The organism is Dyadobacter soli, assembly GCF_900101885.1.
GTDB classification, from domain to species: Bacteria; Bacteroidota; Bacteroidia; order Cytophagales; family Spirosomataceae; genus Dyadobacter; species Dyadobacter soli.
The window spans coordinates 460,838-487,198 of record NZ_FNAN01000002.1 but is presented as its reverse complement, the minus strand read 5'-3'; the positions used below and the strand labels follow the sequence as shown (position 1 = coordinate 487,198).

Sequence of the window (26,361 nt, the reverse complement as noted above, 5' to 3'; positions counted from 1 at the left end):
AAAAAAAGGCTCCCGGGAGCCTTTTTTTTACTGGTATTTAATGCCGAGACTGTCGAGTTCATGCACGGAAATGGTCGGCGGGAAAATGCCCTTATCCAGCTTCTGCTTGACGAGAGCGCCGGTTTTGGCAGCTTCCCCTTCAGTCGCAAATCCATTGATGCCGGGTACCCCGGGGATTACTTTCTGCTCGATGACAAGGGTCGTATCCTGACGAATGTTGTAACCCCAGCCATGCTCGCCCCTGATTGTTTCAACCTTGAAACGGGAAAGGCCTTCGCCGCCCGGATTTCCGCCCTGTCCCTTGAAGAACAGGAAGTAGATCGCGGCGGCGAAGGCCAGTATACCTATGATCAGGATTCTGCTGTTTTTGCGGATCACAGATCGTCGTCAGTGTTGATTGCCTGCGTAGGATCGAAGCCCCAGAAGTCGTCGGTTCCGTTGCCTTGGCCAGCCGAGCTACCCGTTCCGAGGTAACCGATTTTGCCGATCGCGAATGCGCCTGCAAATCCTCTCTGAGTAGGGAAAGGAGCTCTTTCAACCCAGGCGTTCGCTCCCGGATCGTATTCCCAAACGTCAGACTGGCCTCTTCCGCCAACGATATACGCTCTTCCATCGATTACGAACGCGGAGCCATAAGCACGCGTAGGAAATTTATCCTGGTCGAAATTAGTCGCGAAATCGATGCGGGTCCAGTTACCTGCGCCGCCGTTACCTGCGGGGTCGAAGCTGTAAATGTCCTTAAACGTTGCGTTGGAATTGCTTTCGCCGAATCCTACATATGCCTTGTCGCCAACAGTGAATGAGATGGCGCCGGTTCTTTTACCACCTTTAAATGTAGCCATTTCGGTCCATTTGTCGGTCGTAGGGTTGTATTCGTAAAAATCCTGGAAGAAGTTGCTGCCGTTGTAGCCAAGACCTACATATGCTCTGTCGTTTACGACAAAAGAGGTAGCAAACTGACGGGTTCCGCCGCCGAAATCAGCGATAGCATCCCATTTGTTAGTAGCAGGATCGTATTCGTAGAAATCTTTTTTGTAGCCATTGTCGACTGCCGCCACTGCATCGTAGCCGGTGCCTACATAAGCTTTGCCTTTCAGTACGAACGCCGTAGCATTGTTACGGCCGGTTCCCGGGAAAGGAGTTATTTGTGTCCAGGTTTGTCTTTCAGCATTGTAAGCCCAAAAATCTTTTACCCTGGCGACCGCTTCATTTGTTAAACCGGTACCAATGTAACCTACGCTACCAATCACAAAACTCACAGCGTTGGTCCGTATCGATCCTCCGAAGTTTGGCAGATCCTTTCTGTACCAGTTTCCGAGTTTTTCGGCATCATCATCCTTGTTACAGCTCATCTGAACCAACGCGGTAGAAGCGACTAGAAGGGCTAACGAAGTCTTTTTTAAGGTATTAAACATGAATTTATTGTTTGACGAATTGTTACAAATGAGTAATGTGAATTATTGAATGTTTCAAGCGGCCACCGGTTTATACGCGATACGACAAGCTCACCCGTAACCTAAATTTTTTGCAAACATAACATCTTGATACTGCTAAGTAAAATAATCAGAAATTTTTTGTCCAAAACTTTAAGCTGTCAGTTACTTTCAACGCGTATCAGGTTACAATGTTGCGCCGCAGCAAGGGCAGCCAACACTCTCAGGATGAATTCCAACCGCGAAAGGTTTAAAATAGTCCATCCATTTTTACGTTTCTTACCGTGTTTGCCACTAATCGGGTGCTGGCGGCGTAACGTTTGAAAAGCCTTTGTTTAACTCTTACGTGTGCATTCCGTTTTTTGTTGCAATCCGGATTTTACTTTCTTATTTGTTCCGAAATCGTCGAATCATGTTGTAATTAAGAATGCAACTGATATTTTTGCACTTTTTACTGTTCTCGCTCTAAATGAAATTTCAGTCTTACTCCTTCGGGAAGTCGTCAATAGTCTATAAGCTTCTGATCATAATTGGATTTGCATTTACGCTTACGGCGTGTGAGTGGGGGGATCAGATCGAATCCCTTGCACAGCCCAATCCTGACGATTTTGCCGTATTAAATACCGATACAGTCACCATTCAGCTTTCGACGATCGGTACCGATTCCATTATGACCGGAGCCGTTGCCCGCATGCTCCTGGGGACATACAAAGATCCTTATTTCGGAAGAGTAAAGACCATGAGCTTCTTTCAGCCGACAGCGACAGGTGCGGTAGTACTTGCGCAGGAAGCGCAATACGATTCATTGATATTATCCCTGAATTACGATAATACTTACAGCTACGGCGATACAACCAAGCCGATGAACCTGACGGTCCATAAACTGCTGAAAGACATTACGGATATTCCATCGGGAACCGCATACTGGAACCATAATTCCACGCCTTACGAAACTGCTTCCATTGGAAAAATCACCGTCATACCACGGCCGAGAACCACTGGTCAGCTGAGGATCAGGCTCTCGGACGCGCTCGGAAAGCAGATTTTTACAATGGCCCAAAACAACCAGCTCAGTTCCAGCACCGACTGGATTAACTTGGTGAAGGGCTTGGTGGTAGTGCCTGCTCCGACGGACAATGGACCGATTGTCGGCTTTGAATGGGGGAACAGTGTTGGTTTGGATAGCACTTCTGTTCAGCTTCATTACCATACACCGCTCGCAAACGAGTTCAAGAAGGATTCGACGGTGTTCAGGGTTACGGCCAACTATAACCAGACAGTGGCTGATCCTACGGGAACGCAACTTGCCAAACTACCCGCCAACAAACGGCTTTCGCTGCCTTCCTCGCAATCGGGAAACATGGCGTTCATGCAGGCGGGAACGGGAATTATGATGCGCGTAGACCTGCCTTACCTGAATAATTTCAAATACACGAAATACACAGCCATTAATAAGGCCTACTTGAAGGTGAAGCCGTTGAAAGCTTCGGTGACGGACCCATTGCGGGTTCCACGTGTGCTGTACCTTTACCGGCTCGACAAAAACAACCAGTTTTATACCGATGGAAATGGGGCGCCATTGCCGGTGGCGATACTGGGTGCCCAGGGAGGTGCTTCTGCCCCCTATCAAACGGATTATATCAAGAATGAGCAATTCTACCGGTTCGATATCAGCTCATTTGCGACGGAGATCATGGCCTCGGAAACCAACGATATTGGCGGGTTTGTTATTCGCAGCAGCACCTTCGGTTCAACCGGGCTGTTCCGTGAGAACGGTAGCGAATTCAGCAGGAGCGTCGACCGCCTGGTAGTTGGCGACCAGAAGAATGCCGACAGAGGCGTTGAACTGCAACTTTACTACACGACAGTTAAGCCTAAATAATATTTATTTGAAGCAAAAAGGAAGAAGGGGTAAGCCGCAACGCTTACCCCTTCTCTTTTACATTACCACGCCATTCTTTGGCAATATCTTCTCCGGAATCTTCTCCGCGCCGATCAGTTGCAGCAGATTGATCTCGATATTGCGCGACATAGAGGTCATAGGAATATCGTTAGGCCCGTTTTCGAACGGGTTTTGCATGATATAAGCAATCCATTCCACATAAAAGAAGAGGAACGAAATCGTAAATGTGATAGGGATGGCAATGCGGCCGATGCTCTCGACCAGGCCCATGGGAAGTACCAGGGTGAAAATGAATATCACCAGGTGTACAAAAAAGCTGTATTGGGTCGGGAAGATCGTGTTCTTAATGCGTTCGCATTTGCCCATCGCATCACATAGCCTGCGGAGGGTCTCGTCGATATTCTGGTAAAGCAGCGTCTGAATGTTACCCGAATTGTGTAATGCAGCTACCTTGAACTGGATCAGGTTCAGTATCGCATTGGGGATATTGTCTTGTGCGCCTACGTATTCGCGCTCTTCGGCGGTCAGGTGCAGGTCTGCGTACACGAGTACCTGCGTACGGCGGAGCGAGTTGGCCAGGGCATAACACCACGCGATCTGCAAATGGGCGATGTTGGAAACCAGCTCGTCTTTTTCAGTGGCAGGCGCTTCGATGAATGCTTTTGTCTGGCGGACGAGCGTGCGGCTGTCGTTGACGATCTCTCCCCAGCTTTTGCGCGCTTCCCACCAGCGGTCATAGGCCGAATTGGTCCGGAAACCGAGTAGTAGCGAGAGCGCGGTGCCGAGAATGGTAGTAATGGAGATAGGGAAGGAGAGAAAGTGCCAGTGCTGATAGCTGAAAAGGTAAAATACCAGTGTTGCGTAAACAGTAACCGCAACCACGCCCACCCAAATGCCTTTGAGCAGGCGCCAGATCGAGAAGACCTCTTTGACGTACATAAATGATCATAATAAGTTCTCCGCCAAAATATAAAAAAGCGGGCCATAGTAACACCTATGACCCGCTTTTTGAAATAAATACAATATCCTGGTTAATGCGCAGGAGCTTCCGTAGCATTAGCCGGCTTTGGTGGCGGCTGGTGACCTTTTTTACCTGTTACCAGCTTCTCGATGGCTACGAACAATACCGGCACCACGAAGATCGCCAGCGACGTTGCGGCAAGCATACCGCCGAACACCGTCCAGCCGATGGTTTTCCGTGATTCGGCCGCCGCACCGCTTGCAAACGCGAGCGGAAGTACGCCAAGGATGAACGCGAGCGACGTCATAATAATCGGCCGCAGACGCAGCTGCACCGCTTCCAATGTCGCTTTGACCAGCTCCATACCGTTATCCACCCGCTCTTTGGCGAATTCGACGATCAGGATCGCGTTTTTCGCGGCGAGACCGATGAGCGTGATCAAACCGATCTGCGCGTAAATGTTGTTGGACAAATTCGGCAGGAACGTCAGCGTAAGGATCGAACCGAATGCCCCGATCGGTACCGCGAAAAGTACGGAGAACGGGATCGACCAGCTTTCGTAAAGTGCTGCCAGGAACAGGAACACGAATACGATAGAGATCGCGAAAATGGTGGTCGTACTGTCGCCCGCTTTAATCTCTTCACTACTCATACCGGAGAATTCGTAGCTGTAACCCGCAGGGAGTTTGGCGGCTTCCTCGCGCAATGCGGTAATCGCCTGGCCGCTACTGTAACCGGGTTTCGGCGTACCGTTGATCTCCACAGACCGGTAAATGTTGTAGTGGGAAATCAATGCGGGGTTTTCTACGACTCTCGAAGTAACCAATGCGCTGAGCGGGATCATGTTACCGGCCCGGTTGCGCACGTAGAATTTCTGAATTTTATCGAGCGACGAGCGGAAACTGCTGTCAGCCTGCACCATTACCCGGAAGTTACGGCCGTAAAGGTTGAAGTCGTTGACATAACTACTACCCAAAAGCGTCGACAATGAGTTGAACACATCGTTCACCTGTACGCCGAGTTTCTTGGTCTTGTCACGGTCGACGTCGATCTGGTAACTCGGAGTTCTTGCATTGAAGAAGGTATAGGCCATCGCGATTTCGGGACGCTGGTTTACCCTTCCCAAAAACTCCCGCGCAACCGCCTCGAACCGCTGGATGTTATCCGTACTCGTCGATTGCTGCAACTGGAATGTAAAACCGGACGTAGCGCCCAGACCCGGGATCGCCGGTGGCGCGATGGCCAGTACGCGTGCTTCCTTAATGTCGGCCGTGCGTTTCTGGATTTCCTTGATCACCGCCTGTACGTGGTGCTCGGCGCCTTTGCGATCGGCCCATGGGTGTAAGCTCACGAACATCGTACCTACGTTCGATTTGTTCGAGAAGCTGATCACGTTCAATCCGGCCAGACCACCCACTACTTTCACTTCGGGAATGGCCGAAACGCGTGCCATGATATCCTTGATCATCGCCACGTTACGGTTTGTCGAAGTCGCTTCCTGCATTTCGTAGGTAACGAACAAACGGCCCTCATCTTCCACAGGGATAAAGCCCGAAGGTTTGTTTTTAAACAGAAAGAACAATCCTACGAACAGACAAACCATCATCACAAGCACCAGCGGGGTCGCTTTGATCCACTTGGAAACACCTCTCGTATAAGAATGCGCTACTTTATCGAACCAGCGGTTGAAACTGTCGAAGAACTTTTCGAGCAAATTTTTCTTGTCGTTTTCGCCTTTGGAAGGACGCAGCATGATCGAGCAAAGTGCCGGTGTAAGCGAAAGCGCCACAAATGCCGAAAGCAATACGGATACCGCGATCGTGATCGCAAATTGCTGGTAAAGGCGTCCCACGATACCCGGTACAAAGCCCACCGGCACGAATACCGCCGCGAGGATCAATGCAATGGCGATTACGGGACCCGAAATATCTTTCATCGCCTGCTCGGTAGCGGCGCGTGGCGACATTTTCTTCTCATCGATATAATGCTGCACCGCTTCCACCACCACAATGGCGTCATCCACCACGATACCGATCGCGAGTACAAACGCAAAGAGCGTTAGCGTATTGATCGTAAAGCCGAATGGAATGAAGAATATAAACGTACCGATCAACGAAACGGGTATCGCCAGAATCGGGATCAGGGTCGCCCGCCAGTTTTGTAGGAACAGGAACACCACGAGTACCACGAGGATCATCGCTTCGCCGAATGTGTGCAATACTTCTTCAATGGATACTTTTACAACCGATGCAGTTTCAACAGGGATCACATAGTCGATATCCTTGGGGAAAGTCTTTTTCATTTCTGTCAAAGCCTTCATTACCCCTTCATAAGTGTCCAATGCATTGGCATCCGGCGCCTGGTAGATCAGTACGAAGGCAGCTGGTTTACCGGCTACGAATGCATTCACACCGTAATCGAATTTACCCAGCTCCACACGCGCCACGTCACGCAGGTACACTACGCTACCTTCTTCGGGCGATGAGCGCACGATGATATCTTCAAACTGTTCTTTTGTATTTAACCGGCTGTTAGTCAACACGCTGTATTCGAATGCCTGCGCATTGGGCTGGGGCGTACCACCCACGGTACCGGCCGCGATCTGCAAGTTTTGCTCTGCCAATGCCGCGGAAATGTCCGAAGGCGTCATGCGCAGGTTGGCCAGTTTCTCGGGGTTTAGCCAGATACGCATACCAAAGTCGTCGGCACGCGATACGATATCACCCACCCCTTTCACACGTTGAAGCGCGTCTTTGAGGTAAATGTTGGCATAGTTACCAATGAACTGCGCATCGTGCGTGCCGTTCGGCGAGTACAATGCCAAAGCGATCATGATACTCGGCTGGCGTTTACGAACAGTCAGACCGAGGCGTTTAACCGCATCGGGCAAGGTAGGCTCGGCCACACTTACACGGTTCTGCACGTCGAGCGCTGCGATATTGACATCCGTACCAACGTCGAATGTGATGTTAATGCTGCTTTGCCCGCTGCTGGTACTGTTGCTGGACATGTAGGTCATGCCCGGCACGCCGTTGATCTGCGTTTCAATGGGGGTTGTGGTCGTCTGTTCGACCGTCTGTGCGTCGGCACCCGTGAAGTTCCCGCTAACGGTTACGGTAGGAGGGGTAACGTCGGGATATTGGGCTACCGGCAGGGTGGTAAGGGCAATGAGCCCTACCAGAACCAGCACCACCGAGGATACTATCGCGGTGACCGGCCTTTTTATAAAAACATCTGCAATCATTTCGTACTGGTTTATGAAATAGTAAAACGGACCGGCTGCTTATTTCTTAGGAGCGCCACCCTGAGCCTGAGCTGGTGCGCCTTCCTGTACAACTGCTCCTTCGCGAAGGTTCTGCACACCTTCCACGGCGATTTTCTCGCCTTCTTTGAGCCCGTCTTTTACAATGATATTCGTGCCGATAGGGGTACCGAGCACCACTTTGCGCTGGGTAACCTTGCTGCTGTCGCCTGCCACGTACACAAAGAACTCGCCCAACTGTTCGGTCACGGCTTTGTAGGGGATTACCACAGATTTCGAACCTGCATTGTTCAGTACCCTCACGGTACCGCTCATGCCTGCGCGGAGCTGGTTGTCCTTATTGGGGAATACCAGACGTGCCTTGATGCTCCCGGTTTGCGGGTCCACGGCGCGGTCAAGCAATGCGATCTTGCCATGTGCGGGATAAACGTCGGTTCCGAACTTCATCGAGAATGTCGAATCGCTGGCCTTTTGCGACTTCATCAAAGTTGTGAACCGGTAAATTTCCTTCTGATCCACGTTGAAATCGACAGCGAGCTGGTTGTCCGTAGAAACCGTGTTCAGGATGGTCTGACCTGCTGAAACCGGCGCACCTACTTTTACCTGCGAAATGCCGATGATACCATCGAATGGCGCGGTTACCTTGGTGTAACGAACGCTGGTCTGGCTTGCTTTAATGCTCGCTTTGGCAGCGTCAACCTGCCTTTTCGCTACTTCGAGCGCTGCATCCGCATTGTCGACGAGCTGCTTGGCCACGGCATCGTTCTTTTCGAGTTCGTGGTAACGGTCGGCGTCTTTCTGCGCGCGGGCAAGGTTGGCTTCCTGGACATTCAAAGAGGCGACAGCCTGGTCGTAATTTGCATCGTAAAGCTGCGCGTCGATCGTGTAGAGCAATTGCCCTTTGCGCACGCGGGCGCCGTCCGTGAAATGAATGCCGGTCACAAAGCCGGTTACCTGCGGGCGCAGCTCGATTTCGTTGAGTGGCACAACCGTTCCAGGGTACTCGTCGTAATAAGTGGCTTCCGACGTGGTTACCTCTGTTAAAGTAACATTAACTGCCGGAGGTGCGGTAGGAGCCTGTTGCTGATCTTTTTTGCCGCAGGAGAAGATCGTCAATGCAAGCAGGGCAGCGGAGGAATATTTTGTTGTATTTAAAAACATATCATTAAAATATTTTCTAATGGAAGCTGGTGTTAATGAGGTCGCGTTCCGACCGGTTACTGAATGTTGATCTGTCCGAGCGCCTTCTGAACATCGATCTTGCTCGCCAGCACCAGGTACAATGCATTGTAATAATTGATGCGCGCCAGACGGAGATCGGTTTCCGAGGTAACTACTTCAAGGTAGGTTTTGATACCCGATTTGTATTGCAATTGCAACACATCGTACACCTCACGCGCCAGCTCGACATTCTCTTTCTGAGCCAGCAGGTTCGTCAGGTTACCTTTATAATTAGCCAATGCAGCGGCGTACTCGGAATTCACATTGTTTTGCAGGCCTTTCAAATCCCAGTCGAGGCGTTTGAGTTGCCATTCGGCCTGTTTGGTGTTGGCTTTCCTTTTTCCGCCCTGGTAAATAGGCAGTGAGAGCGTCAGCAAACCGAAGGAGTTTGGATAGTTCTTATTATAAAGGTCCGAAAACTGGTTGTTCTGAAAGTTCAGGTTATAAGCCCCATTCACCGACAGGTTTGGCAGGTAACTCCATTTGTTGTAGAGCAAATTGGCTTCCGCGAGTTTTTTCTGGGTCGCCAGGATCTGGTACTCGATGCGCCCGTTCAGATCGACATTCTGCAAAGTATCCAGTGCGATCTCGCGCTCCATTTGCAAAGTGTCGTAGCTGATCTGCAGCGCCTTGTCGAGCGGGTAGCCCATCAGCGTTTTCAGGTATTCCAGTTTCGCCTTCAGCACTTCCTCGTTGCTCTTCCGGTTGGCGCGGGTATTGTTGAGGGAAATGGTCGCCCGTTTGTAGTCGATCTTGTCGGTAATGCCAGATTTGTACTGGTTCTGAGCGTCTTTCAAGCTGCGTTCGAGGCGAACAATGTCCTCATCGGCGACTTTGATCTGCTGGGTGGTGGCTAATACGTCGTAGAATGCTTTGGACACATTCACGGCCAGGTCGGTTTTGTTATTCACTGTGTTCTGGCTTGCTGCAAACAGCACATCGCCGCGGGTACGCTTCGCAAGCAAAACATCGCGGTTGAAGATCTGCTGCGAAAGCGTGAATTGCGCCGCCGAGATATTGTTAACGCCCAATTTCACGGGGTTACCGGCGATAATGCTCGTCTGAACAATAAAGTTGTGCTGCAAATTGTAGTTAAAGCCGATCTGCGGGTACCAGTCGGCCAGTTTGGCGCGGACCTGGTTGGCCGTAATCTGCTCGTCGATCAGCGATTGCTGGATCACTGGCTGGTTTTTAATGGCGTAGGAAACCACGTCCTGCAAGGTTGCCTGTTCCAAAACCGGCGCTTCCCGGTTACTTTCCTGGATGCCCTGCGCGAGGGCCGTACTGAGTAAATTCAATAAGAGGAATGCCGAGCTAAGCGCCAAACGCGTCGTTTTTTGTGGCTTAGACCAATACTTCATGTAGGTGTTAATTAGAATTTTGGATAGAGATAAAGTGTTGCTGTCTGGTGATGAACAGTTTTTAAGAATTGGAAAAAAGAAAGATGAGGCATCAACTATCCGTCGAAAAAAACGGGATCTGAGGCCCCTCGGAGAAAGGATGGTGCGGCGTGAGCATAACCTGTGGGTTTAAGATATTTTGTAAACAATCGGTGACATAACCTTTCTGCGTATAGGCTATCCGGTTGTCCGATTGAACTTATTAAGGATTAAAATGCGGGAATAGTTTCCTATGTATTTGAAAAAAATTGGCTGTGCACCATGATTTCTTTAAAATGTTTAATTTTTAAAGAGAATTGTGCTCTATTTGGACATTTCAAAGGCTGATATTATGCGTAAAAATTACGCATAGGGATTACCCGACATTTGCTTTGGGCTCGGGCCACACCTGCTCGATAATCCACGCGAACGTAATAACGAGCACGCAACCGATCAGGTTAAGCCAGAGAAATGCGGTGAGATCGATGACGTAGCTAATGATCACGAATATTTCCCCTATAATGCTTCCCCAGAACACGGCGCGGCTGCCGATTTTTTTGAAGTAAAATGCAACCAGGAAAATCCCCAGAATGGTCCCGTAAAAAAGCGATCCCAGGATGTTCACAGCCTCGATCATACTCCCGAGCCGCGAGGCATATTGCGCCACCGCAATGCAGAATACCCCCCAGAAGAACGTTGCCCAGCGGGATGCGGCCACGTAATTCCGGCCGTTTTCGTCCTTGCGGATAATGCGTTTGTAAATATCGACGATCGTACAGGAAGCCAGCGAGTTATAGGCCGCAGCCACGGAGCCCATCGATGCCAGCAATATCACGGCAATGAGCAGTCCCACCATACCCATCGGCAGGTAGTCGATCACAAAGCGGAGGAAAATGTAATTCACGTCGTTGGTTTCGCCGCCGTTGGCTTTGGAAAGGACCGTAGTCGCTTCTTTGCGGACGTCTTTCACTTTGCCTTCGAGGTCGGCCAGAATGCTCCGGGACGCGGCGATGGCCTGCTGGTCGTCTTTACGGATCGCCTCGGTAAGCGCCATTACCTGCGGCCGTTTCACCGACTGGATTTCCTCGTGCCGCTTTTCCAATGCCGCATATTCGGTCGCATACGGACTTGACTTTACATGGTCGACGGCCGTTTGGTTAAAGAAAAGCGGAGGCGTGGTGAACTGGTAGAATGCAAACACAAGCACACCCACGAGCAGGATCAGGAACTGCATCGGGATTTTCAATAACCCGTTCATGGCAAGTCCTAGTTTGCTTTGCCCCTGCGAACTGCCCGTCAGGAAGCGCCCTACCTGTGATTGATCGGTCCCGAAGTAGGAAAGTTGCAGGAAAAACCCGCCGATCAGTCCCGACCATACATTATATCTGTTATTCAAGTCGAATGTAAAATCGATCAGATTGACCTTCCCCATCTTGCCGGCCACATGCAAGGCATCGGTAAACGACACCTGCTCGGGCAGGAACTTTACCACCATTACACCTGCTACGACCATTCCGATCGTGATAATGCCCATTTGCTGCAAATGTGTGTGTGAAACGGCCCGCGAACCGCCCAGCGTGGTGTAAAGGATCACTACGCCGCCGGAAATGATATTGGTCCAGGTGATATCCCAGCCGAGAATGGCCGAAAGGATCAGCGACGGGGCATAAATGCTAAGGCCGGTGGAAAGGCCGCGCTGTAAAAGGAAAAGAAATGCGGTGAGTGCGCGTGTGCGCAAATCGAAACGGCCTTCGAGAAATTCGTAGGCGGTGAATATTTTAAGCTTCCCGAATTTGGGCACGAAAGTCACGCAAAGTACCACCATCGCCAGCGGCAGCCCGAAATAGAACTGCACGAAGCGCATACCGTCGGTGTAGGCCTGTCCGGGCGCGGAAAGGAAGGTAATGGCGCTCGCCTGGGTGGCCATGAGCGATAATGTGACATGGTACCAGGGCATCGACTGCCCCGCAAGCAGGAACGAATCCATCGTATGCTTTTCGCGGCTGCGAAAGATCCCGTAAAATACAACAAACAGAAGGGTAAGCGAAAGAACGATCCAGTCGAGTGTGCTCATTGAAAATGGGTCATAAATAAATAGAAGAGGACAATTTGCAATGCGAGCATGCCGATCAGCAGAATGTAAAGCTGTTTCCAGCTATTGACAAATGGGGGCAGCCCGTCGCGGTCCTGCGAGCTATTTTCTTTTATGATCATGGGTTGGGTCGAAAGGTTTAGTATTGAAAAAATGGCCGGGGATTGTACCACAAGCAAAAGTAGAACGGTTTTGACTTACTTTTAGCATGTAAAAATGTTAACGAAGCGTTAACGGTGGCAATATGGGTAATAGCGCCGGACAGGACAGAACAGGCTGGTTGGTTAATTTATAATCATTTATTTTCAGGGAATATTACAATCCTGAACACCAAAACTATCTGTTTGTGAAAAACTACCTGGCCTTCCTTTCACTTTTTCTTTACGCGCTAGCCAACGATCTCGCTGCCCAGGAAATGTCCGATTCAAAACTTCCCCCGATTTTCGACAACAGCTACGATGCCCAGAAGGACTCCCGGATCAGGCAGTACCTGTCGCCCAAACGTATCGTGTGGATGTCGGACCGCAGCGGCACGAGCGTGGTCGATGCTTCCAATCTGCTCCGGAAAGGCACCGGCCAGGCCAACCTCGTTCACAAGGATTTTGCAAAGCTGATCAGCAAGGACGGCGAAACACCGGGCATATTATTCGATTTCGGAAAGGAGATACAAGGCGGCATTCAGATCGTGACCGACCAGGCGGCCGACCAGCGGCCGGTCCGCATCCGCATTCGGCTCGGCGAATCGGTGAGCGAGGCCATGTCGGAAATCGACACTATTCAGGGTGCGACCAACGACCACGCTATGCGCGATTTCGTCATTCAGGTGCCGTGGCTGGGCGTGATGCAGGTTGGCAACTCGGGTTTCCGGTTTGCAAGAATTGACCTTGTGGACGCCGACCGCGAGCTGGAATTGAAAGAGGTGCGCGCCATTTTCGAGTACCGCGACATTCCTTACCTCGGCTCGTTCAAAAGCAACGACGAGCGCCTGAATACCATCTGGAACACCGGTGCTTACACCGTGCATTTGAATATGCAGGAATACCTCTGGGACGGTATCAAGCGCGACCGCCTAGTGTGGGTAGGCGATATGCACCCGGAAGTGATGACGATCAATACCGTTTTTGGTAAAAATGAAGTAGTAGCCAAGAGCCTCGACCACGCCCGCGACATTACCCCGCTCCCCGGCTGGATGAACGGTATTAGCGCCTATTCGATGTGGTGGGTATTGATTCACAGGGATTTGTATAAAAATCAGGGCGACCTCGAATACCTCCGTAACCAGCGAAGGTACCTCGTTGCATTGCTGGACCAGTTGATGGAGAAAACCAAAGACAATAAGGAGGACCTGGACGGTACCCGCTTCCTCGACTGGCCGTCCAGTGAAAATCCGAAGGGCGTCCACGCGGGCCTGCACGCGATGATGATCATGACATTGGAAGCCGGCGCCGAACTTTGCCTCATCCTCGACGAGCCCGCAGAGGCCACACGCTGCAAAACCATGGCGACCCAGATGAAAATGTACGTCCCCGACGCCAACGGTTCCAAACAAGCGGCCGCATTGATGGCCCTCGCCGGCCTGATGCCCGCCGAAAAGGCCAATGCGGAAGTGATCGCCGTGGGCGATTGCGAGCGCTTCTCGACATTCTACGGCTACTATATGTTGCAAACCAAAGCGCAGGCAAAAGACTACACCGGTGCATTGAACTGCATCCGCAACTACTGGGGCGGTATGCTCGATATGGGCGCGACTACTTTTTGGGAGGACTTCGACCTGGCCTGGACAAAAAATGCCGCGCCGATCGACGAGCTTGTGCCGGATGGTAAGGACGATATTCACGGCGATTTCGGGGCTTATTGTTACAAAAAGCTACGCCACAGCCTCTGCCATGGCTGGGCTTCGGGGCCTACTTCCTGGCTTTCGGAGCATGTGCTGGGGGTGAGCGTGGTAGAGCCGGGCTGTAAAGTGATCCGCATTCAGCCTAACCTCGGCGATTTGCAATGGGTTGAGGGTACTTATCCCACGCCAATGGGTGTGGTAAAAATCCGGCACGAAAAGCAGGCCGACGGTTCGGTCAAGTCGAAGATCGATGCGCCGAAGGGCGTGAAAGTTTTGCGTTAAGATTTAATCTCCATTTTATGAAAACTACTATGCTGTCGGTGATGCTGGCATTGGGTACTGTTTGGGCAAATGCAAAAGGGATCGTTCCCGGTTACCTGCGCTGCGAGTACAAGGAATCGCCGGTTACGGACGTCGCACACCCGCGCCTGAGCTGGGAGCTTACGGCAACGGAAAACAACCAGGTGCAAACCGCCTACCAGATACTGGTGGCTTCCTCACCGGAAAAGCTCACCGAAAACGGTGCCGATTTGTGGAATTCGGGTAAAACGAATGGTCGCGGTACGGCGCAGGTGGCATATGCCGGTAAGCCGCTTGCTTCGCGTACGGTTTGTTACTGGAAAGTCAGAAGCTGGGACAAGAATGGCATTCCCGGCGAATGGAGCAAACCGTCGCATTGGGAGATGGGTTTGCTGGACAAATCGGAGTGGCAAGGGCAATGGGTAGGGCTGGACCTGGATCATCTTGGGAAGGGTAAGGTGTACCATTTGCCGCCGGCGCCTTACCTGCGCAAGGAAGTGACGATCCGGAATGGCGTTAAAAAGGCACGGTTGTATGTCACCGCATTGGGTTTGTATGAATTTAGTATTAATGGGAAAAAGGCCGGTGACGCATTCCTGACGCCCGGCTGGACGGATTACGACAAGCGTGTCTACTACCAGACCTACGATGTGACGGCAGATTTGAAGTCCGGAAAGAATGCTTTGGCCTCGCAGCTCTCATACGGCTGGTATGCGGGTTATCTCGGCTATTCATTATTAGTCCAAAATCCCGTCGTGCGTGCATTTTACGGAAAAGTGCCGGTATTGAAAGCGCAACTCGAAGTGGAGTATGCGGATGGTAAGAAGGAGACTTTCGTTACCGATCAAAGCTGGAAGGCGAGCCAGGGTGCATTGCTGGAATCCGACTTGCTGAATGGGGAAACTTACGACGCGCGTCTGGAACAAAAAGGCTGGAACCTGGCCGGTTTCGACGATGCAAAATGGAAGAATGCAGAGATCTTCCCCGACAAAGCAGACCGCAAAGTGCAGGTATACCCCGGCCCGCCAGTGAGGATAACCCAGCCCTTAAGGGTAGGTACCACCCAAAAGCGCCCGGACAGTACCTACATATTCGATATGGGCCAAAACTACGCGGGCATTGTGCGCCTGCACGTGAAGGGACGCGCGGGCGACACCATCCGGTTGCGATATGGCGAAAAACTCTACCCCGATGGCCGCCTCATGACCGAAAACCTGCGCATGGCGCGTGCTACCGACACTTATATACTGAAAGGCGATCCGGCAGGCGAAACCTGGGAGCCGAAGTTCACATTCCACGGATTTCAATATGTGGAGGTAAAAGGTTTGAGCAATGCGCCGACGAAGGAGACATTGACAGGCCTGGTAATCGGCTCGGATACACCTAAAACCGGCTCTTTTGAAACGGACAATGCGATGGTGAACCAGCTTTACAGCAATATCGACTGGACGCAACGGGCCAACTATGTAGACATTCCCACCGACTGCCCGCAACGCGACGAGCGCATCGGGTGGACGGGCGATGCGCAGGTGTACGTGAAGTCGGCGACATTCAACCGGGATGTGGCTTCATTTTTCACCAAATGGGTGGTAGACCTGAACGACGGCCAATATGAAAACGGAGCATACCCGCTCTATGCCCCTCGCCCCAATCTTCGTAAAACCGATACATTTTCACCCGGCTGGATGGAAGCGGGCATTATTTGCCCTTACCAGATTTACCGCACCTATGGCGACACCCGCATGATCCGCGACGGCTGGCAGGATATGGTGCAGTTCATGAATTTCCTCGATACCCGAAGCAAGGGTACGTACATTTTCAAAGAGAATGCATTCGCCGATATCGATCCGAAAGGTGGCTTCGGGGACTGGCTTTCTTTTGGCAAGAAAACCCCGCCGGATATGCTGGCTTCTTTTTACTACGCCTATTGCGCGGACCTCATGGCCGAAATGGCCGCGGCGATCGGGAATGCAAAAGACGAGCAGCGGTTTGTCGAAACCGGTAAGAAAGTGAGAGAAGCGATTCGCGGACATTATGTGGACCAGGGCGGCCGGTTCAAATGCGACGCACAAGCCTATGGCAATGGAGCGGGTTATGTGGATGGATCGCTGGGCTTTACCGGGCATACGCAGACGGCCTATGCCAATGCTATTTACATGAATATCATCAATCCCGCCGACCGTACGAAGGCTGGCGATTACCTGACGGCACTGTTAAAGGAGAATGGCGACAAACTCGGTACCGGTTTTCTCGGCGCCAAGCCATTGCTTCCGGCACTTTCGGCCACGGGCCATTCCGATCTGGCGTATAAATTATTTCTCAGCAAAGAGTTTCCTTCCTGGGGATTTGAGGTTGAAAACGGTTCCACCACGATCTGGGAGCGATGGGATAGCTTCACGAAGGAAGACGGTTTCAAATACAATGCAGCCATGAACTCGTTCAGCCACTATGCATTCGGAGCGGTGTGTGAATGGATGTTCGGTAATGCAGCGGGTATTGTGATGACCAAACCGGGCTTCGAGACATTTGACATTCGCCCTGAGATTGCGCCGGACGGCATGGGTAGCGACGGTATCAATCACCTGAAAGCTTCTTTGCGCACCATTAACGGCACTATTGTTTCCGAATGGAGCAGCGCAAGCGGAAAACTGACAATGAAAGTCAAAGTACCCGTGAACACGCTCGCGCATGTGTATGTACCCGCGGGCGCGGAGGCGAAAGTGCTGGTGAATGGGAAGCAGCTATCTTCTTCCGAGGCGGTGAAAACCGTTGGAAAAGAAGATAGCTACGTCATTGTCGAGGCAGGCTCGGGAGATTATGAATTTGCGGTGAGCAAGTAAGGTAATCAGCTTACTGTCTCATTGACCAGGCGGTCAATGCAAACGCCGAGGCTATCGCGCCAGTAGGGGATAGCTATGCCGAAAGTGCTTTTGATTTTAGATTTATCCATTACCGAATAGGCCGGACGGACCGCGCGTGTTACATATTCCGACGTTTTCACCGGATTCAGTTTCACGGTGGTTTCGCTCAGGTCGAAAACCGCTTTGGCGAAATCGTACCAGGAAGTCACGCCTTCGTTGCTGTAATGGTAAATGCCGTAAGATTTATTGTCGGATTCGATAATGTCCAGGATCGTATCGGCGAGGTCGATCGCGTAGGTAGGAGAGCCTACCTGGTCAACGATCACACCCAGCTGCTCACGCTCGCGACCGAGGCGCAGCATGGTTTTTACAAAGTTGTTTCCAAACTCGGAATACAGCCAGCTGGTACGCAATGTGTAATGCTCGGGCAGGATTTCTGCAATCGCCGCTTCACCTTCAAGTTTGGTGAGTCCGTACATGTTTTCAGGCTCGGCCGTGTCGGTTTCGGACAGCAGTTTTGGAATATCACCTTTGAAAACAAAGTCGGTGGAAACATGTATCAATGCTGCTCCGTGCGTTTTGCACGCTTCGGCAATATACGCAGCGCCGTCGCGGTTGACTTTGCGGCAGGTTTCCACGTCATCCTCGGCCTTATCGACAGCCGTATAAGCCGCACAGTTAATCACGAACTGTGGCTTTTCAGCAGTGAAAAGCTTGTCGAGCAAATCTTTATCGAGGATATTGGCGTTTTCTTCGGAAGGAAATGAGATGTCGGTAATGTTACGTTCCGTTGAGACTTTTTTAAGACAGCTTCCCAGCTGCCCTGAGGCACCTAATACGATTATTTTCATTGAGTATTTTTATAATGCGTTACATGCAAATTTACGCAATGCCTCAGGGAAGGGGACATTATTTGTTGATTATTATTTTGCGTGAAGTAGTTTTTCCTTTATCGTCTTCGATATTCACCACGTAAGTCCCGGCAGGAACGCCCTTCACTTCGATGCCGTTTTCATAAGCGCTGCCGGTAGTAAGCATCCGGCGGCCGCTCATGTCCCAAACCGATACCTGTTTTACCTTCCGGTTGCTGCGGATAAAAATCCGGTCGAACGCGGGGTTTGGATACACCGCGGCTTCCACTTCGTCCATCGAGCTGTTTTCAGGTTTCAGGATTTCGGTACCATCTGCGGCTATGAGCGTACTGTCGGCGCCGGGCGCCATCTCCCGTGCAGTCGAGAGGTCTGCACCGAAGGTATAAGCCAGGTAGGTATTCGGTACAATGGCTGCATTCGTGGTCATCGACCCCATGGTGATGGTGCTGCTGCCGCCGAGTATGGAAACCGCATCGACCGTCGTAGGGATTTTGACCCACTTGGAGCCGTTCCAGCCGACAATGTAAACCTTGCTCAGGTTACCTCCCGGGGCCAATGATGCCAGTCCGCTGTCCTGGTACCAGGCAAATGAGATTTTCGTAGCATTGGTGCCATTGATGTCCCAATATTCGCGGGTTGACACTTTGCCTACGTTGGCATCTTTGCTGTTGACCGAGAACGGTGCGCCTGCCGGCAGCGGCGGGTAATTGCCTCCCTTGTGGCTCGTGGTGACCGCAACGGCAACGCTACCTGAAAAGTAAGCTCCCATAGTGCCATCCGCGGATGCCGCAAACGGACGGTATACTGAATTATCACTCACCGGGAAAATAAAGCGGTTGCTACCTTTCATTTTAACATAGCCGTCGACCATGTTGGCGGTAACAGTGGCGGTGCTCGGATAGGTCACCGCGCCGAATTTTACCCGGTCGGTGAATATCTTACGCTTCTGGGCCTGCACGTCGGTCATTCCGATCAACAACAAGCACATTGGTGCTAAAACTTGTAAAACCCTTTTCATCTTCTCCTGTATAAATTCTAAAATGACATAACACTTTGTATGACACAAAAATAGAATTTATACTACACATAAAAAAGCGTGCCTTGGGAAATTGGTAGAATAGGTGGGGGTGGAAAACAAAAAAGGCGCCATTGGCGCCTTTTTTGTTACATTCTGGTTGTGGATACTGTAAGATAAATACTACTGCCCGCGTCCAAGGACCATTACTTGTACAGTCCTGAAAATCAGCTGGACATCGTCAAAAACGCTATATGATTTAAGGTATTGAAGATCGTATTTAAGGCGTTCGACGTTCTTGGCGACCGTGTCGGCATAACCCACATTGATCTGCCCGATCGACGTAATGCCTGGTTTTACCGTGAGCAGGCGCTGGAAGTCGTGCGGGGCTGCTTCCATGAGCATATCCACGTCATATTTGTACAAAGGACGTGGCCCTACGACCGACATTTCGCCTTTGAGCACATTGATAAACTGCGGAAGCTCGTCGAGACGTGACTTGCGCAGAATACGGCCTATCGGCGTAATGCGCGGATCGTCGTCACCCTTGGAATGCTGCAAGCCCATTTTATCCGCATCTACGCGCATACTGCGGAACTTGTAGATGTAGAACAACTCACCCCAGCGTCCGGAACGTTGCTGTTTGAAGAACACAGGCCCGGGTGATGTAATTTTAATCGCTGCCCACACCAGGAAGAATACCGGCGCACCGAGGATCATCACGATAACAGAGAATATCAGGTCGAAAGCACGCTTTACCGTCTGTTCATTCAAACTTGAAAACGGTTTGGTATTGATTTCGATAATGGGGTACATATCGTGGTATTCGATCGTAGCCATGTTTGTCACAAATCCGCGGAAGTCCGGTACCAGGCGGATATGCGTCCGCTGGCGTTCGCCGAGGCGGATCACTTCCTTCACCTGCTCGTCGTTCATTTCGGACAGGCAGCAGTACAGGTAGTCGAGCTGCTTTTCCTTCACCATCGTTTCGAGCGACGCAATCGCATTGTTATCCGAAGTAGGATCGATAGCGCCGGAGAAACGGTAGCCGAGTTCCTTGCGTTCGGCATAGAACTCGCGGATCAGCGTAGCCAGGTCGCCTTTCCCCACAATGCCGTAGCGGTTGTAATTATAACCTGCCTGGCGGTACACTTTCAAAAAAAGCACAGCCGCAGCTCTCGATGCCGAAGACAGCGAGATGAACATAATGTAGGTCATCAGGAATTGGTAGCGCGAGTACTCTTCCCCCTGCTTGCTGAGGTAAAGGAACGCCATCATCACCGCGCCGTGTACCGTAACCGCTTTCAGGAATGCAGCGAGCTGCGTATTGAAATGGTAGGATAACCGCGTGAACCGGTAAGTTTTGAAAACGTAAATCGTGAAAACCCAGACAAGGTTCGCAACAAGGAGCAAGTTCACATACTGATTTTCAAACAGCGTAACAATGCTGTCATCAAACCGGAAAATGTAGGCGAAGAAAAACGACAGATTCAGGAGCGCGACGTCCGTCCAGAGGTGAGCCTTAGGCAGAAGCCCAGGATAGTGATTTTTCATAAGTATTTATAACGTTGAGTATAATGCTTTGCTTGGTACCAACTCCTTCGCGGGCTGTTCAGGCTATCGGTCAGGAAAAACTTTCATTTCTCAGTTCCGACAAGCCAGCCTATTCGGGAGGCATTGAATGGTATGTAACAAGTTTAAGGCATTTCTTTCTTAATTCAAAACAGGTTAACCGCCTTAATATTGTAATTTGGGGATAATCAATAGTTTATATTCAAAAAATGATAGAACTATTTTGTAGCCACTGTTTATTGTCCTATTTTAAAAATTATCGAAATAATACTCGACTATCCCCGGGCGCCGATTTCTCAGGACGTTGTCACCTTGTAATTTCCCAGAAGATTCAACTCGCCATTGCCTTCAACCTGAATGCTTTTGGCGGTGATGTCCTGGCCGACGGAAATGGAATGTCCGCTGTTGATGACAACGATATCTTTCGGGCCGGGCATTCTCCCGGAAGACCAGATCGACTGGTCGGGCCACATGCCGGACCCCAGCGAATACACCGTGTCGGAGAAGAGCGAGGTGGTGGGGAAATTTTTGTACAAAATACTGTTTGTTTTATCGGACGGTGTACCAAGCCAGTCTTTCAGAAAATCGGTATATACCCGCCGGAAATCGATTTGCATTTTGATGTTCTGATTGTTGTTGTACCGGGTAGTAGTGGGTGGGTCGAGGTCGCTGGTGAGGTTCGGATTAATGCCTACCAACTGCCTCTTTATCCCCGTTCCGAACGCAAACATGGGCGCCGCTACGCCGTGGTCGGTGCCCATAGAGGCGTTGGAATTGGCCCGTCGCCCAAAGTCGGAAAATGTCATCCCCATCACGTGGTTTTCGGTACCCTGAAGTTTGAGATCGTTCTGAAATGCGGAAATGGCTTCCGATAACAGCCGCAGCAATTGTGCGTGAGTTCCGGTGAGCGTATCCGATGTATTTACCTGCGTCGCGTGCGTATCGAAACCCCGCAGCTCAACAAAGTAGATTTTGGACCGCAGACCGCCGTGGATCAGCCTGGCCACAATTTTGAGTTGTTCAGACAGGTCGTTCACGCCAGCGGGATAGGTTGCGAGATTCTTGCCCGCATCTGCCGCCCGTTTGATCTCGGTCGAATAGCTCACGGCAAGGGCTTGCTGATTGCGTATGAACTCCACCCGTTTGCCGGCGTCGCAGCAAGGAAGAGTACCCGAGGTTGCAGAAGGAATTGTACCTAGGAATTGGTAGAAAGTACTCGGGTTTTCGATGGTGACGTTCATCGGCTGCGATGGGCCGAGTAAAGTCTTGGTATTCACATAGCCTATCTGAATGGCCAGCGGATCGTCCATGGACGGGTTTGGATAGTTTTCGGGATAGCCCGGGAACTGCCCGTCGAGGTACCTGCCTATCCACCCGGTTTCCGAATATTGGTTGGATTCGACGCCCGTCATCCAGATATCGGTAGATCGGTAATGCGATTGGTCGGGATTGGGATATGCTACCGAGTGAATGATAGCCAGCTTGCCTGAATCATACATTTCACGCATTCCGCTCATAGCCGGGTGAAGGCCGGTTTCGGGGTTCGATGCGAGTTTAAGCACCTGGTTTTCAGGGATCGCTATATTGCTTCTCAGGCTCTGGTATCGCGAGTAATGCTCCACGGGGATCACGGTATTGAGCCCGTCGTTTCCGCCATTTAAATACACGATAACCAAGACGCGGTCGTCGGCCAGCAAATTGCTTTTCAATAAGCTTTGCACAACGGGTGAATTCCGGTTTGCAGACTTAAAACCAAAACCACTCACTGTCAGCGGCAGCATCATCGTTGATGCCGCCGCTAGAAAATCTCTCCTTTTCATAAGTTCTGGGTTAAAAAATGTAGTACTCGGCCATTCGAAGAAGGTGCCGCATTAATATTTGAAAGCGGTACAATACCGCGCCTTTCCGATCCGCGTTCGTGGGGTTTGCCCGGTAGCTGTCCCATTCTTTGAGCCAGGATTGCCGCGAAATTCCCCTCATCATAATGTTATCGATCAGAAAGTCCTTGTCCGGCTGTATGAGGCTTACAGCGAAAAGCTTATCCAGGAAGCTGTCGAGGATTTGCTCGCAGGTAAGCGGCGGAGTGCCCGCGACGTCCGAAAAATTGGGTTGCAAAGCGGTAACCCAGCCAAGCAGGTCGATGCCGATCAGGTAGCCCGGTTTGATTTGGGAGGTCGGGTAAATAAGCCTGTCGACCAGCAGGTGGCGCCGGCCAATGGATGTACCGTTGATCCAGTTCTCGGTGTAACCGGTCTGATAATAAGGTGAATAACCAAAAACAGACGGCTGATCGAGCAGCTTGTATTGCAAGCCTACTATCAAATTGTAGGCAAACTGGACGTAGGTGCGGTGCGCCACGTATTCCGTGGCCATGTCGGGAACGGGCTGATTGAAAAAACGCATGTTACCGACGACCCAATCCAGCGGGGATTTGATCATCGCACCCCGGTTGCTGACATCATAGAATATGTCGCTCGTGAGCAGTTTCCGCAGGACGGCTTCAATATTGAATGCATTGGAAGGACTCGAGAAGAAATTGGCAAGCGGGATGATGACGTTATTTTCAATGTCCTGGGTAACCTCGGAATTGACATACCACCGGTAGAGCTCCCGGCAAATGTACTTCGGGGACTCGGGATGCGCCAGAAGCATGTCCATCAGTTCGTTCAGTTCTTCATCGCCCGAGGTAGGGCCCGAGCGTCCTGTAATCGTCTTGTTGCCGTAGTAGGTTGAAAACGTCTTGTTGGTGGTGTCGTGCCGGTTGGGGTCGTAGATCACTTCGAAAGATGTCGACGCGTCGACGAGGTAGTTCTTCACCTGCCAGCCGGTCAGGACTCTTGCCGCCGCTTTGACATCGTCTTCGGTGTAATTGGGTTTACCATTAAAGTCCTTGACCCCCACCACAAATAGCTCCTGCAACTCGCGGCCATAGTTTTCATTGGGTTTGCCTTTCTGATTTTCATTCCCATTCTGAAATATCAGCATGCCGGCATCTTTCGAAACGTTAATGGCCATTGTCCTGAAACTGCCTAGGCAACTGTTCCTTAATAGCCGGAGATATCGATCGGTGAGCCGGTAGTCGAGCACCACACTCTGAATAACCACGAAATGGTTTTGCCAGAACGCCGTGAGCTTTTCCAATACCGACGGGCGCCCGTTCTGTTGTAGCATCAAACCGAGCCACCAATACCGGATAAACAGGCTGAATGTGCTGGTACGTGATTTGTTGTAGGGAAGATCCAGGAAAGGCTGTCCGCCGGTAGGCTGGCCTTCATCATAGTCGACCGGTGGGGGAGGTGAGATCGTTACGGCGACGTTGGCGATGAGTCTGTTCACCGCTTCTGTCGCACTCAGGCCGGTAAAGCTGGCAATTTCCTGTTTGGTAGGCCCAAACGTGGCTCTTCGGAGCAAATGCGCAGCAGTCTCGGCTGTTAGCAGGGGCTGAAAAGTATCGAGATATGCCATGAGTTCTTTTGTATAATTGTTATCATTACAGTTAGCAGAACATGTGTATACGTTCGGCTACTTAATGTACTTTGTACAAAAGTATACTCAAAATGTACTCAAAGTCAAATAAATTCGATAAAAATATAGAATTTATTCTACGTATAGCAACCGACCGTTTTACGCATTACGGGTCAAAACGGCCGGTTGAGAAGACTTACAGGACAGCTTCTTCGGGTGCAGGCAGGAGCCTGAGAAGGTATTTGCCGTAGCCGCTTTTTACCAGTGGCTGGGCGATTTCACTCAACTGATCGGCGGATATGTAGCCCATTCGATAAGCAACCTCTTCGATACAACCAATTTTGAGGCCTTGTCGTTCTTCAATGACCTGAACAAACTGGCCCGCCTGCATTAATGATTCGAAAGTACCGGTGTCCAGCCAGGCAGTACCCCGGTCGAGCACGCCTACTTTTAGTTTCCCGGATTCGAGATACAGCCTGTTTACGTCCGTAATCTCATATTCGCCTCTTGGCGAGGGCTTGATGGATTTGGCGATTTCGACAACGTCGTTGTCATAGAAATACAATCCCGGCACGGCGTAGTTGGATTTGGGCTGCACCGGTTTTTCCTCGATAGACAATGCTTTGAAGGACGGGTCGAACTCGACCACGCCGTAACGTTCGGGATCGTGCACCTGGTATGCGAAAATTACACCTCCTTCCGGGTCGTTGTTAGCCTGTAACAGCTTGGAAAGACCAGAGCCGTAGAAAATGTTATCTCCCAGGATCAGCGCAACTTTGTCGTCGCCGATGAACTCTTCGCCTATGATAAATGCCTGGGCAAGTCCGTCCGGGCTAGGTTGAACCGCATAGCTGAATTTGCACCCGATACGGCTGCCGTCTCCGAGCAGTTTCTGGAAATGCGGCAGGTCATGCGGCGTTGAAATGATCAGTATTTCGCTTATGCCCGCCAGCATCAGGATCGATAGCGGGTAATAGATCATCGGTTTATCGTAAACCGGCATGAGTTGCTTGCTTACCGCGAGCGTCAACGGGTGCAATCGGGTGCCCGATCCTCCCGCCAGAATGATTCCTTTCATCGTGAAAAAACGTTGAGATAGTTGAACAGATTATTAACGGCTTTCATACATTTCCTCGTAGTAATGCTGGTAGGCGCCCGAGGTTACATTTGTAAGCCACTCTTCATTGTCGAGGTACCAGGTAACGGTTCTTTCCAGCCCTTCCGCGAATTGCAGCGAAGGCATCCATCCGAGTTCGGTTTTAAGCTTCGTGGCGTCGATCGCATAGCGCAGGTCATGTCCGGCGCGGTCTGTCACATAATGGATCAGTCCTTCCGCGCTTCCCTCGGGTTTGCCCAGTTTTTGATCCATAATTTTGCAAAGCAGTTTCACCAGGTCGATGTTCGTCCATTCGTTGTGGCCGCCGATGTTATAAGTCTCGCCGTTTTTACCCTTATGGAAAATCACATCGATCGCCCGCGCGTGATCCTCTACAAACAGCCAGTCGCGGATGTTTTCGCCCTTACCGTACACCGGCAGCGGTTTGTTGTTGAGGATATTGTGGATCATCAGCGGGATCAGCTTCTCGGGGAAGTGATTGGGGCCGTAGTTGTTTGAGCAGTTGGAAATCACAACCGGCATTTTGTAGGTATTGTGGTATGCCCTTACAAAATGGTCGGATGATGCTTTGGATGCGCTGTAAGGCGAGCGTGGATCGTATTTGGTAGTTTCTACAAAAAACTCCGACGGGTCGTGCAGTTCTCCGTAGACCTCATCCGTGGAAACGTGGTAAAAGAGGTGGTTTTCAAGATCGTCTTTCCAGGCTTTGCGGGCCGCATTCAAAAGATTGACCGTTCCTACCACATTGGTGATCACAAATGCCATTGGATCGGAAATGGACCGGTCCACGTGGGATTCGGCGGCGAGATGTATCACGCCATCAAAATTGTTTTCAATAAACAGCTGATCTATAAACGCTGCGTCGACAATGTCGCCCTTCACGAATTGGTAGTTGGGCTCATTTTCGATATCCCGCAAATTTTCCAGGTTACCCGCGTAAGTCAGGGTGTCGAGGTTGAAAATCTGGTATTCCGGGTAAGTTTTTACGAAGCGGCGCACCACGTGTGAGCCGATGAATCCGGCACCGCCGGTAATGAGTATCTTTTTCATTTGTTCAGATAAAACTGGTGA

Annotated in this window: 18 protein-coding genes; 3 read left to right on the top strand and 15 right to left on the bottom strand. The window is 50.9% G+C overall.

Going from position 1 to position 26,361, the window contains the following annotated elements:
* Nucleotides 1–27 precede the first annotated feature (27 nt).
* Together BLQ88_RS04310 and BLQ88_RS04305 are read right to left on the bottom strand one after the other, a co-directional pair.
* Complete coding sequence (locus tag BLQ88_RS04310; protein WP_090147052.1) at nt 28–378, bottom strand: DUF4907 domain-containing protein; 351 nt, start codon at nt 376–378, stop codon at nt 28–30.
* Complete coding sequence (locus BLQ88_RS04305) at nt 375–1,415, bottom strand: Kelch repeat-containing protein (RefSeq protein ID WP_090147051.1); 1,041 nt, start codon at nt 1,413–1,415, stop codon at nt 375–377. The genes BLQ88_RS04310 and BLQ88_RS04305 overlap by 4 nt, the downstream gene beginning before the upstream one ends.
* A 487-nt stretch (nt 1,416–1,902) precedes the next feature.
* On the opposite strand from BLQ88_RS04305, the gene BLQ88_RS04300 reads away from it, so the two are divergent.
* The gene (locus tag BLQ88_RS04300) at nt 1,903–3,315 is read left to right on the top strand and encodes a DUF4270 family protein (protein ID WP_090147049.1); all 1,413 of its coding nucleotides are present in this window, start codon (nt 1,903–1,905) and stop codon (nt 3,313–3,315) included.
* A 57-nt stretch (nt 3,316–3,372) separates the two neighbouring features.
* On the opposite strand, the gene BLQ88_RS04295 is transcribed toward BLQ88_RS04300, so the two are convergent.
* From BLQ88_RS04295 to BLQ88_RS36650, 6 genes are all read right to left on the bottom strand, one after another.
* Nucleotides 3,373–4,275, bottom strand: a complete 903-nt coding sequence (locus BLQ88_RS04295; protein WP_090147048.1) for a bestrophin family protein — start codon at nt 4,273–4,275, stop codon at nt 3,373–3,375.
* A 92-nt stretch (nt 4,276–4,367) separates the two neighbouring features.
* On the bottom strand, nt 4,368–7,541 hold the full coding sequence (locus BLQ88_RS04290; protein ID WP_090147046.1) for an efflux RND transporter permease subunit: 3,174 nt from the start codon (nt 7,539–7,541) through the stop codon (nt 4,368–4,370).
* Between the two features lie 39 nt (nt 7,542–7,580).
* Nucleotides 7,581–8,720, bottom strand: a complete 1,140-nt coding sequence (locus BLQ88_RS04285) for an efflux RND transporter periplasmic adaptor subunit (RefSeq protein ID WP_090147043.1) — start codon at nt 8,718–8,720, stop codon at nt 7,581–7,583.
* Nucleotides 8,721–8,776: 56 nt separating this feature from the next.
* Nucleotides 8,777–10,141 (bottom strand): TolC family protein, encoded by a 1,365-nt coding sequence (locus BLQ88_RS04280; RefSeq protein ID WP_090147041.1) that lies wholly within the window; start codon nt 10,139–10,141, stop codon nt 8,777–8,779.
* A gap of 394 nt (nt 10,142–10,535) precedes the next feature.
* Complete coding sequence (locus tag BLQ88_RS04275; RefSeq protein WP_090147038.1) at nt 10,536–12,233, bottom strand: sodium:solute symporter family protein; 1,698 nt, start codon at nt 12,231–12,233, stop codon at nt 10,536–10,538.
* On the bottom strand, nt 12,230–12,373 hold the full coding sequence (locus tag BLQ88_RS36650; RefSeq protein WP_170118858.1) for a hypothetical protein: 144 nt from the start codon (nt 12,371–12,373) through the stop codon (nt 12,230–12,232). The genes BLQ88_RS04275 and BLQ88_RS36650 overlap by 4 nt, the downstream gene beginning before the upstream one ends.
* A gap of 224 nt (nt 12,374–12,597) precedes the next feature.
* On the opposite strand from BLQ88_RS36650, the gene BLQ88_RS04270 reads away from it, so the two are divergent.
* Both BLQ88_RS04270 and BLQ88_RS04265 read left to right on the top strand, forming a co-directional pair.
* Complete coding sequence (locus BLQ88_RS04270; protein WP_218132889.1) at nt 12,598–14,370, top strand: alpha-L-rhamnosidase-related protein; 1,773 nt, start codon at nt 12,598–12,600, stop codon at nt 14,368–14,370.
* 17 nt (nt 14,371–14,387) lie between these two features.
* Nucleotides 14,388–17,228, top strand: a complete 2,841-nt coding sequence (locus BLQ88_RS04265) for a family 78 glycoside hydrolase catalytic domain (protein WP_090147036.1) — start codon at nt 14,388–14,390, stop codon at nt 17,226–17,228.
* A gap of 5 nt (nt 17,229–17,233) precedes the next feature.
* Here BLQ88_RS04265 and rfbD read toward each other — a convergent pair whose 3' ends face one another.
* The 7 genes from rfbD to rfbB all read right to left on the bottom strand — a co-directional run bounded on the left by rfbD (nt 17,234) and on the right by rfbB (nt 26,340).
* Complete coding sequence (gene rfbD, locus BLQ88_RS04260; protein ID WP_090147028.1) at nt 17,234–18,100, bottom strand: dTDP-4-dehydrorhamnose reductase; 867 nt, start codon at nt 18,098–18,100, stop codon at nt 17,234–17,236.
* 58 nt (nt 18,101–18,158) lie between these two features.
* Nucleotides 18,159–19,109, bottom strand: a complete 951-nt coding sequence (locus tag BLQ88_RS04255) for a T9SS type A sorting domain-containing protein (protein ID WP_176884883.1) — start codon at nt 19,107–19,109, stop codon at nt 18,159–18,161.
* 210 nt (nt 19,110–19,319) lie between these two features.
* On the bottom strand, nt 19,320–20,690 hold the full coding sequence (locus tag BLQ88_RS04250; RefSeq protein WP_090147024.1) for a sugar transferase: 1,371 nt from the start codon (nt 20,688–20,690) through the stop codon (nt 19,320–19,322).
* 314 nt (nt 20,691–21,004) lie between these two features.
* Nucleotides 21,005–22,528, bottom strand: a complete 1,524-nt coding sequence (locus BLQ88_RS04245) for a DUF1501 domain-containing protein (protein ID WP_090147023.1) — start codon at nt 22,526–22,528, stop codon at nt 21,005–21,007.
* A gap of 10 nt (nt 22,529–22,538) precedes the next feature.
* Nucleotides 22,539–24,173, bottom strand: a complete 1,635-nt coding sequence (locus tag BLQ88_RS04240; protein WP_090147021.1) for a DUF1800 domain-containing protein — start codon at nt 24,171–24,173, stop codon at nt 22,539–22,541.
* Nucleotides 24,174–24,369: 196 nt separating this feature from the next.
* Entirely contained in the window at nt 24,370–25,251 is an 882-nt protein-coding gene (gene rfbA / locus BLQ88_RS04235; protein WP_090147019.1) for a glucose-1-phosphate thymidylyltransferase RfbA, read from the bottom strand.
* 33 nt (nt 25,252–25,284) lie between these two features.
* Nucleotides 25,285–26,340, bottom strand: a complete 1,056-nt coding sequence (rfbB, locus tag BLQ88_RS04230; protein WP_090147018.1) for a dTDP-glucose 4,6-dehydratase — start codon at nt 26,338–26,340, stop codon at nt 25,285–25,287.
* Nucleotides 26,341–26,361 lie beyond the last annotated feature (21 nt).

Bases quoted from the DNA above. Each gene is read 5' to 3' on its own strand.
- BLQ88_RS04305 (WP_090147051.1), bottom strand. From the start codon at position 1,415: ATGTTTAATACCTTAAAAAAGACTTCGTTAGCCCTTCTAGTCGCTTCT.
- BLQ88_RS04300 (WP_090147049.1), top strand. From the start codon at position 1,903: ATGAAATTTCAGTCTTACTCCTTCGGGAAGTCGTCAATAGTCTATAAG.
- BLQ88_RS04295 (WP_090147048.1), bottom strand. From the start codon at position 4,275: ATGTACGTCAAAGAGGTCTTCTCGATCTGGCGCCTGCTCAAAGGCATT.
- BLQ88_RS04290 (WP_090147046.1), bottom strand. From the start codon at position 7,541: ATGATTGCAGATGTTTTTATAAAAAGGCCGGTCACCGCGATAGTATCC.
- BLQ88_RS04285 (WP_090147043.1), bottom strand. From the start codon at position 8,720: ATGTTTTTAAATACAACAAAATATTCCTCCGCTGCCCTGCTTGCATTG.
- BLQ88_RS04280 (WP_090147041.1), bottom strand. From the start codon at position 10,141: ATGAAGTATTGGTCTAAGCCACAAAAAACGACGCGTTTGGCGCTTAGC.
- BLQ88_RS04275 (WP_090147038.1), bottom strand. From the start codon at position 12,233: ATGAGCACACTCGACTGGATCGTTCTTTCGCTTACCCTTCTGTTTGTT.
- BLQ88_RS36650 (WP_170118858.1), bottom strand. From the start codon at position 12,373: ATGATCATAAAAGAAAATAGCTCGCAGGACCGCGACGGGCTGCCCCCA.
- BLQ88_RS04265 (WP_090147036.1), top strand. From the start codon at position 14,388: ATGAAAACTACTATGCTGTCGGTGATGCTGGCATTGGGTACTGTTTGG.
- rfbD (WP_090147028.1), bottom strand. From the start codon at position 18,100: ATGAAAATAATCGTATTAGGTGCCTCAGGGCAGCTGGGAAGCTGTCTT.
- BLQ88_RS04255 (WP_176884883.1), bottom strand. From the start codon at position 19,109: ATGTGCTTGTTGTTGATCGGAATGACCGACGTGCAGGCCCAGAAGCGT.
- BLQ88_RS04250 (WP_090147024.1), bottom strand. From the start codon at position 20,690: ATGAAAAATCACTATCCTGGGCTTCTGCCTAAGGCTCACCTCTGGACG.
- BLQ88_RS04245 (WP_090147023.1), bottom strand. From the start codon at position 22,528: ATGAAAAGGAGAGATTTTCTAGCGGCGGCATCAACGATGATGCTGCCG.
- BLQ88_RS04240 (WP_090147021.1), bottom strand. From the start codon at position 24,173: ATGGCATATCTCGATACTTTTCAGCCCCTGCTAACAGCCGAGACTGCT.
- rfbA (WP_090147019.1), bottom strand. From the start codon at position 25,251: ATGAAAGGAATCATTCTGGCGGGAGGATCGGGCACCCGATTGCACCCG.
- rfbB (WP_090147018.1), bottom strand. From the start codon at position 26,340: ATGAAAAAGATACTCATTACCGGCGGTGCCGGATTCATCGGCTCACAC.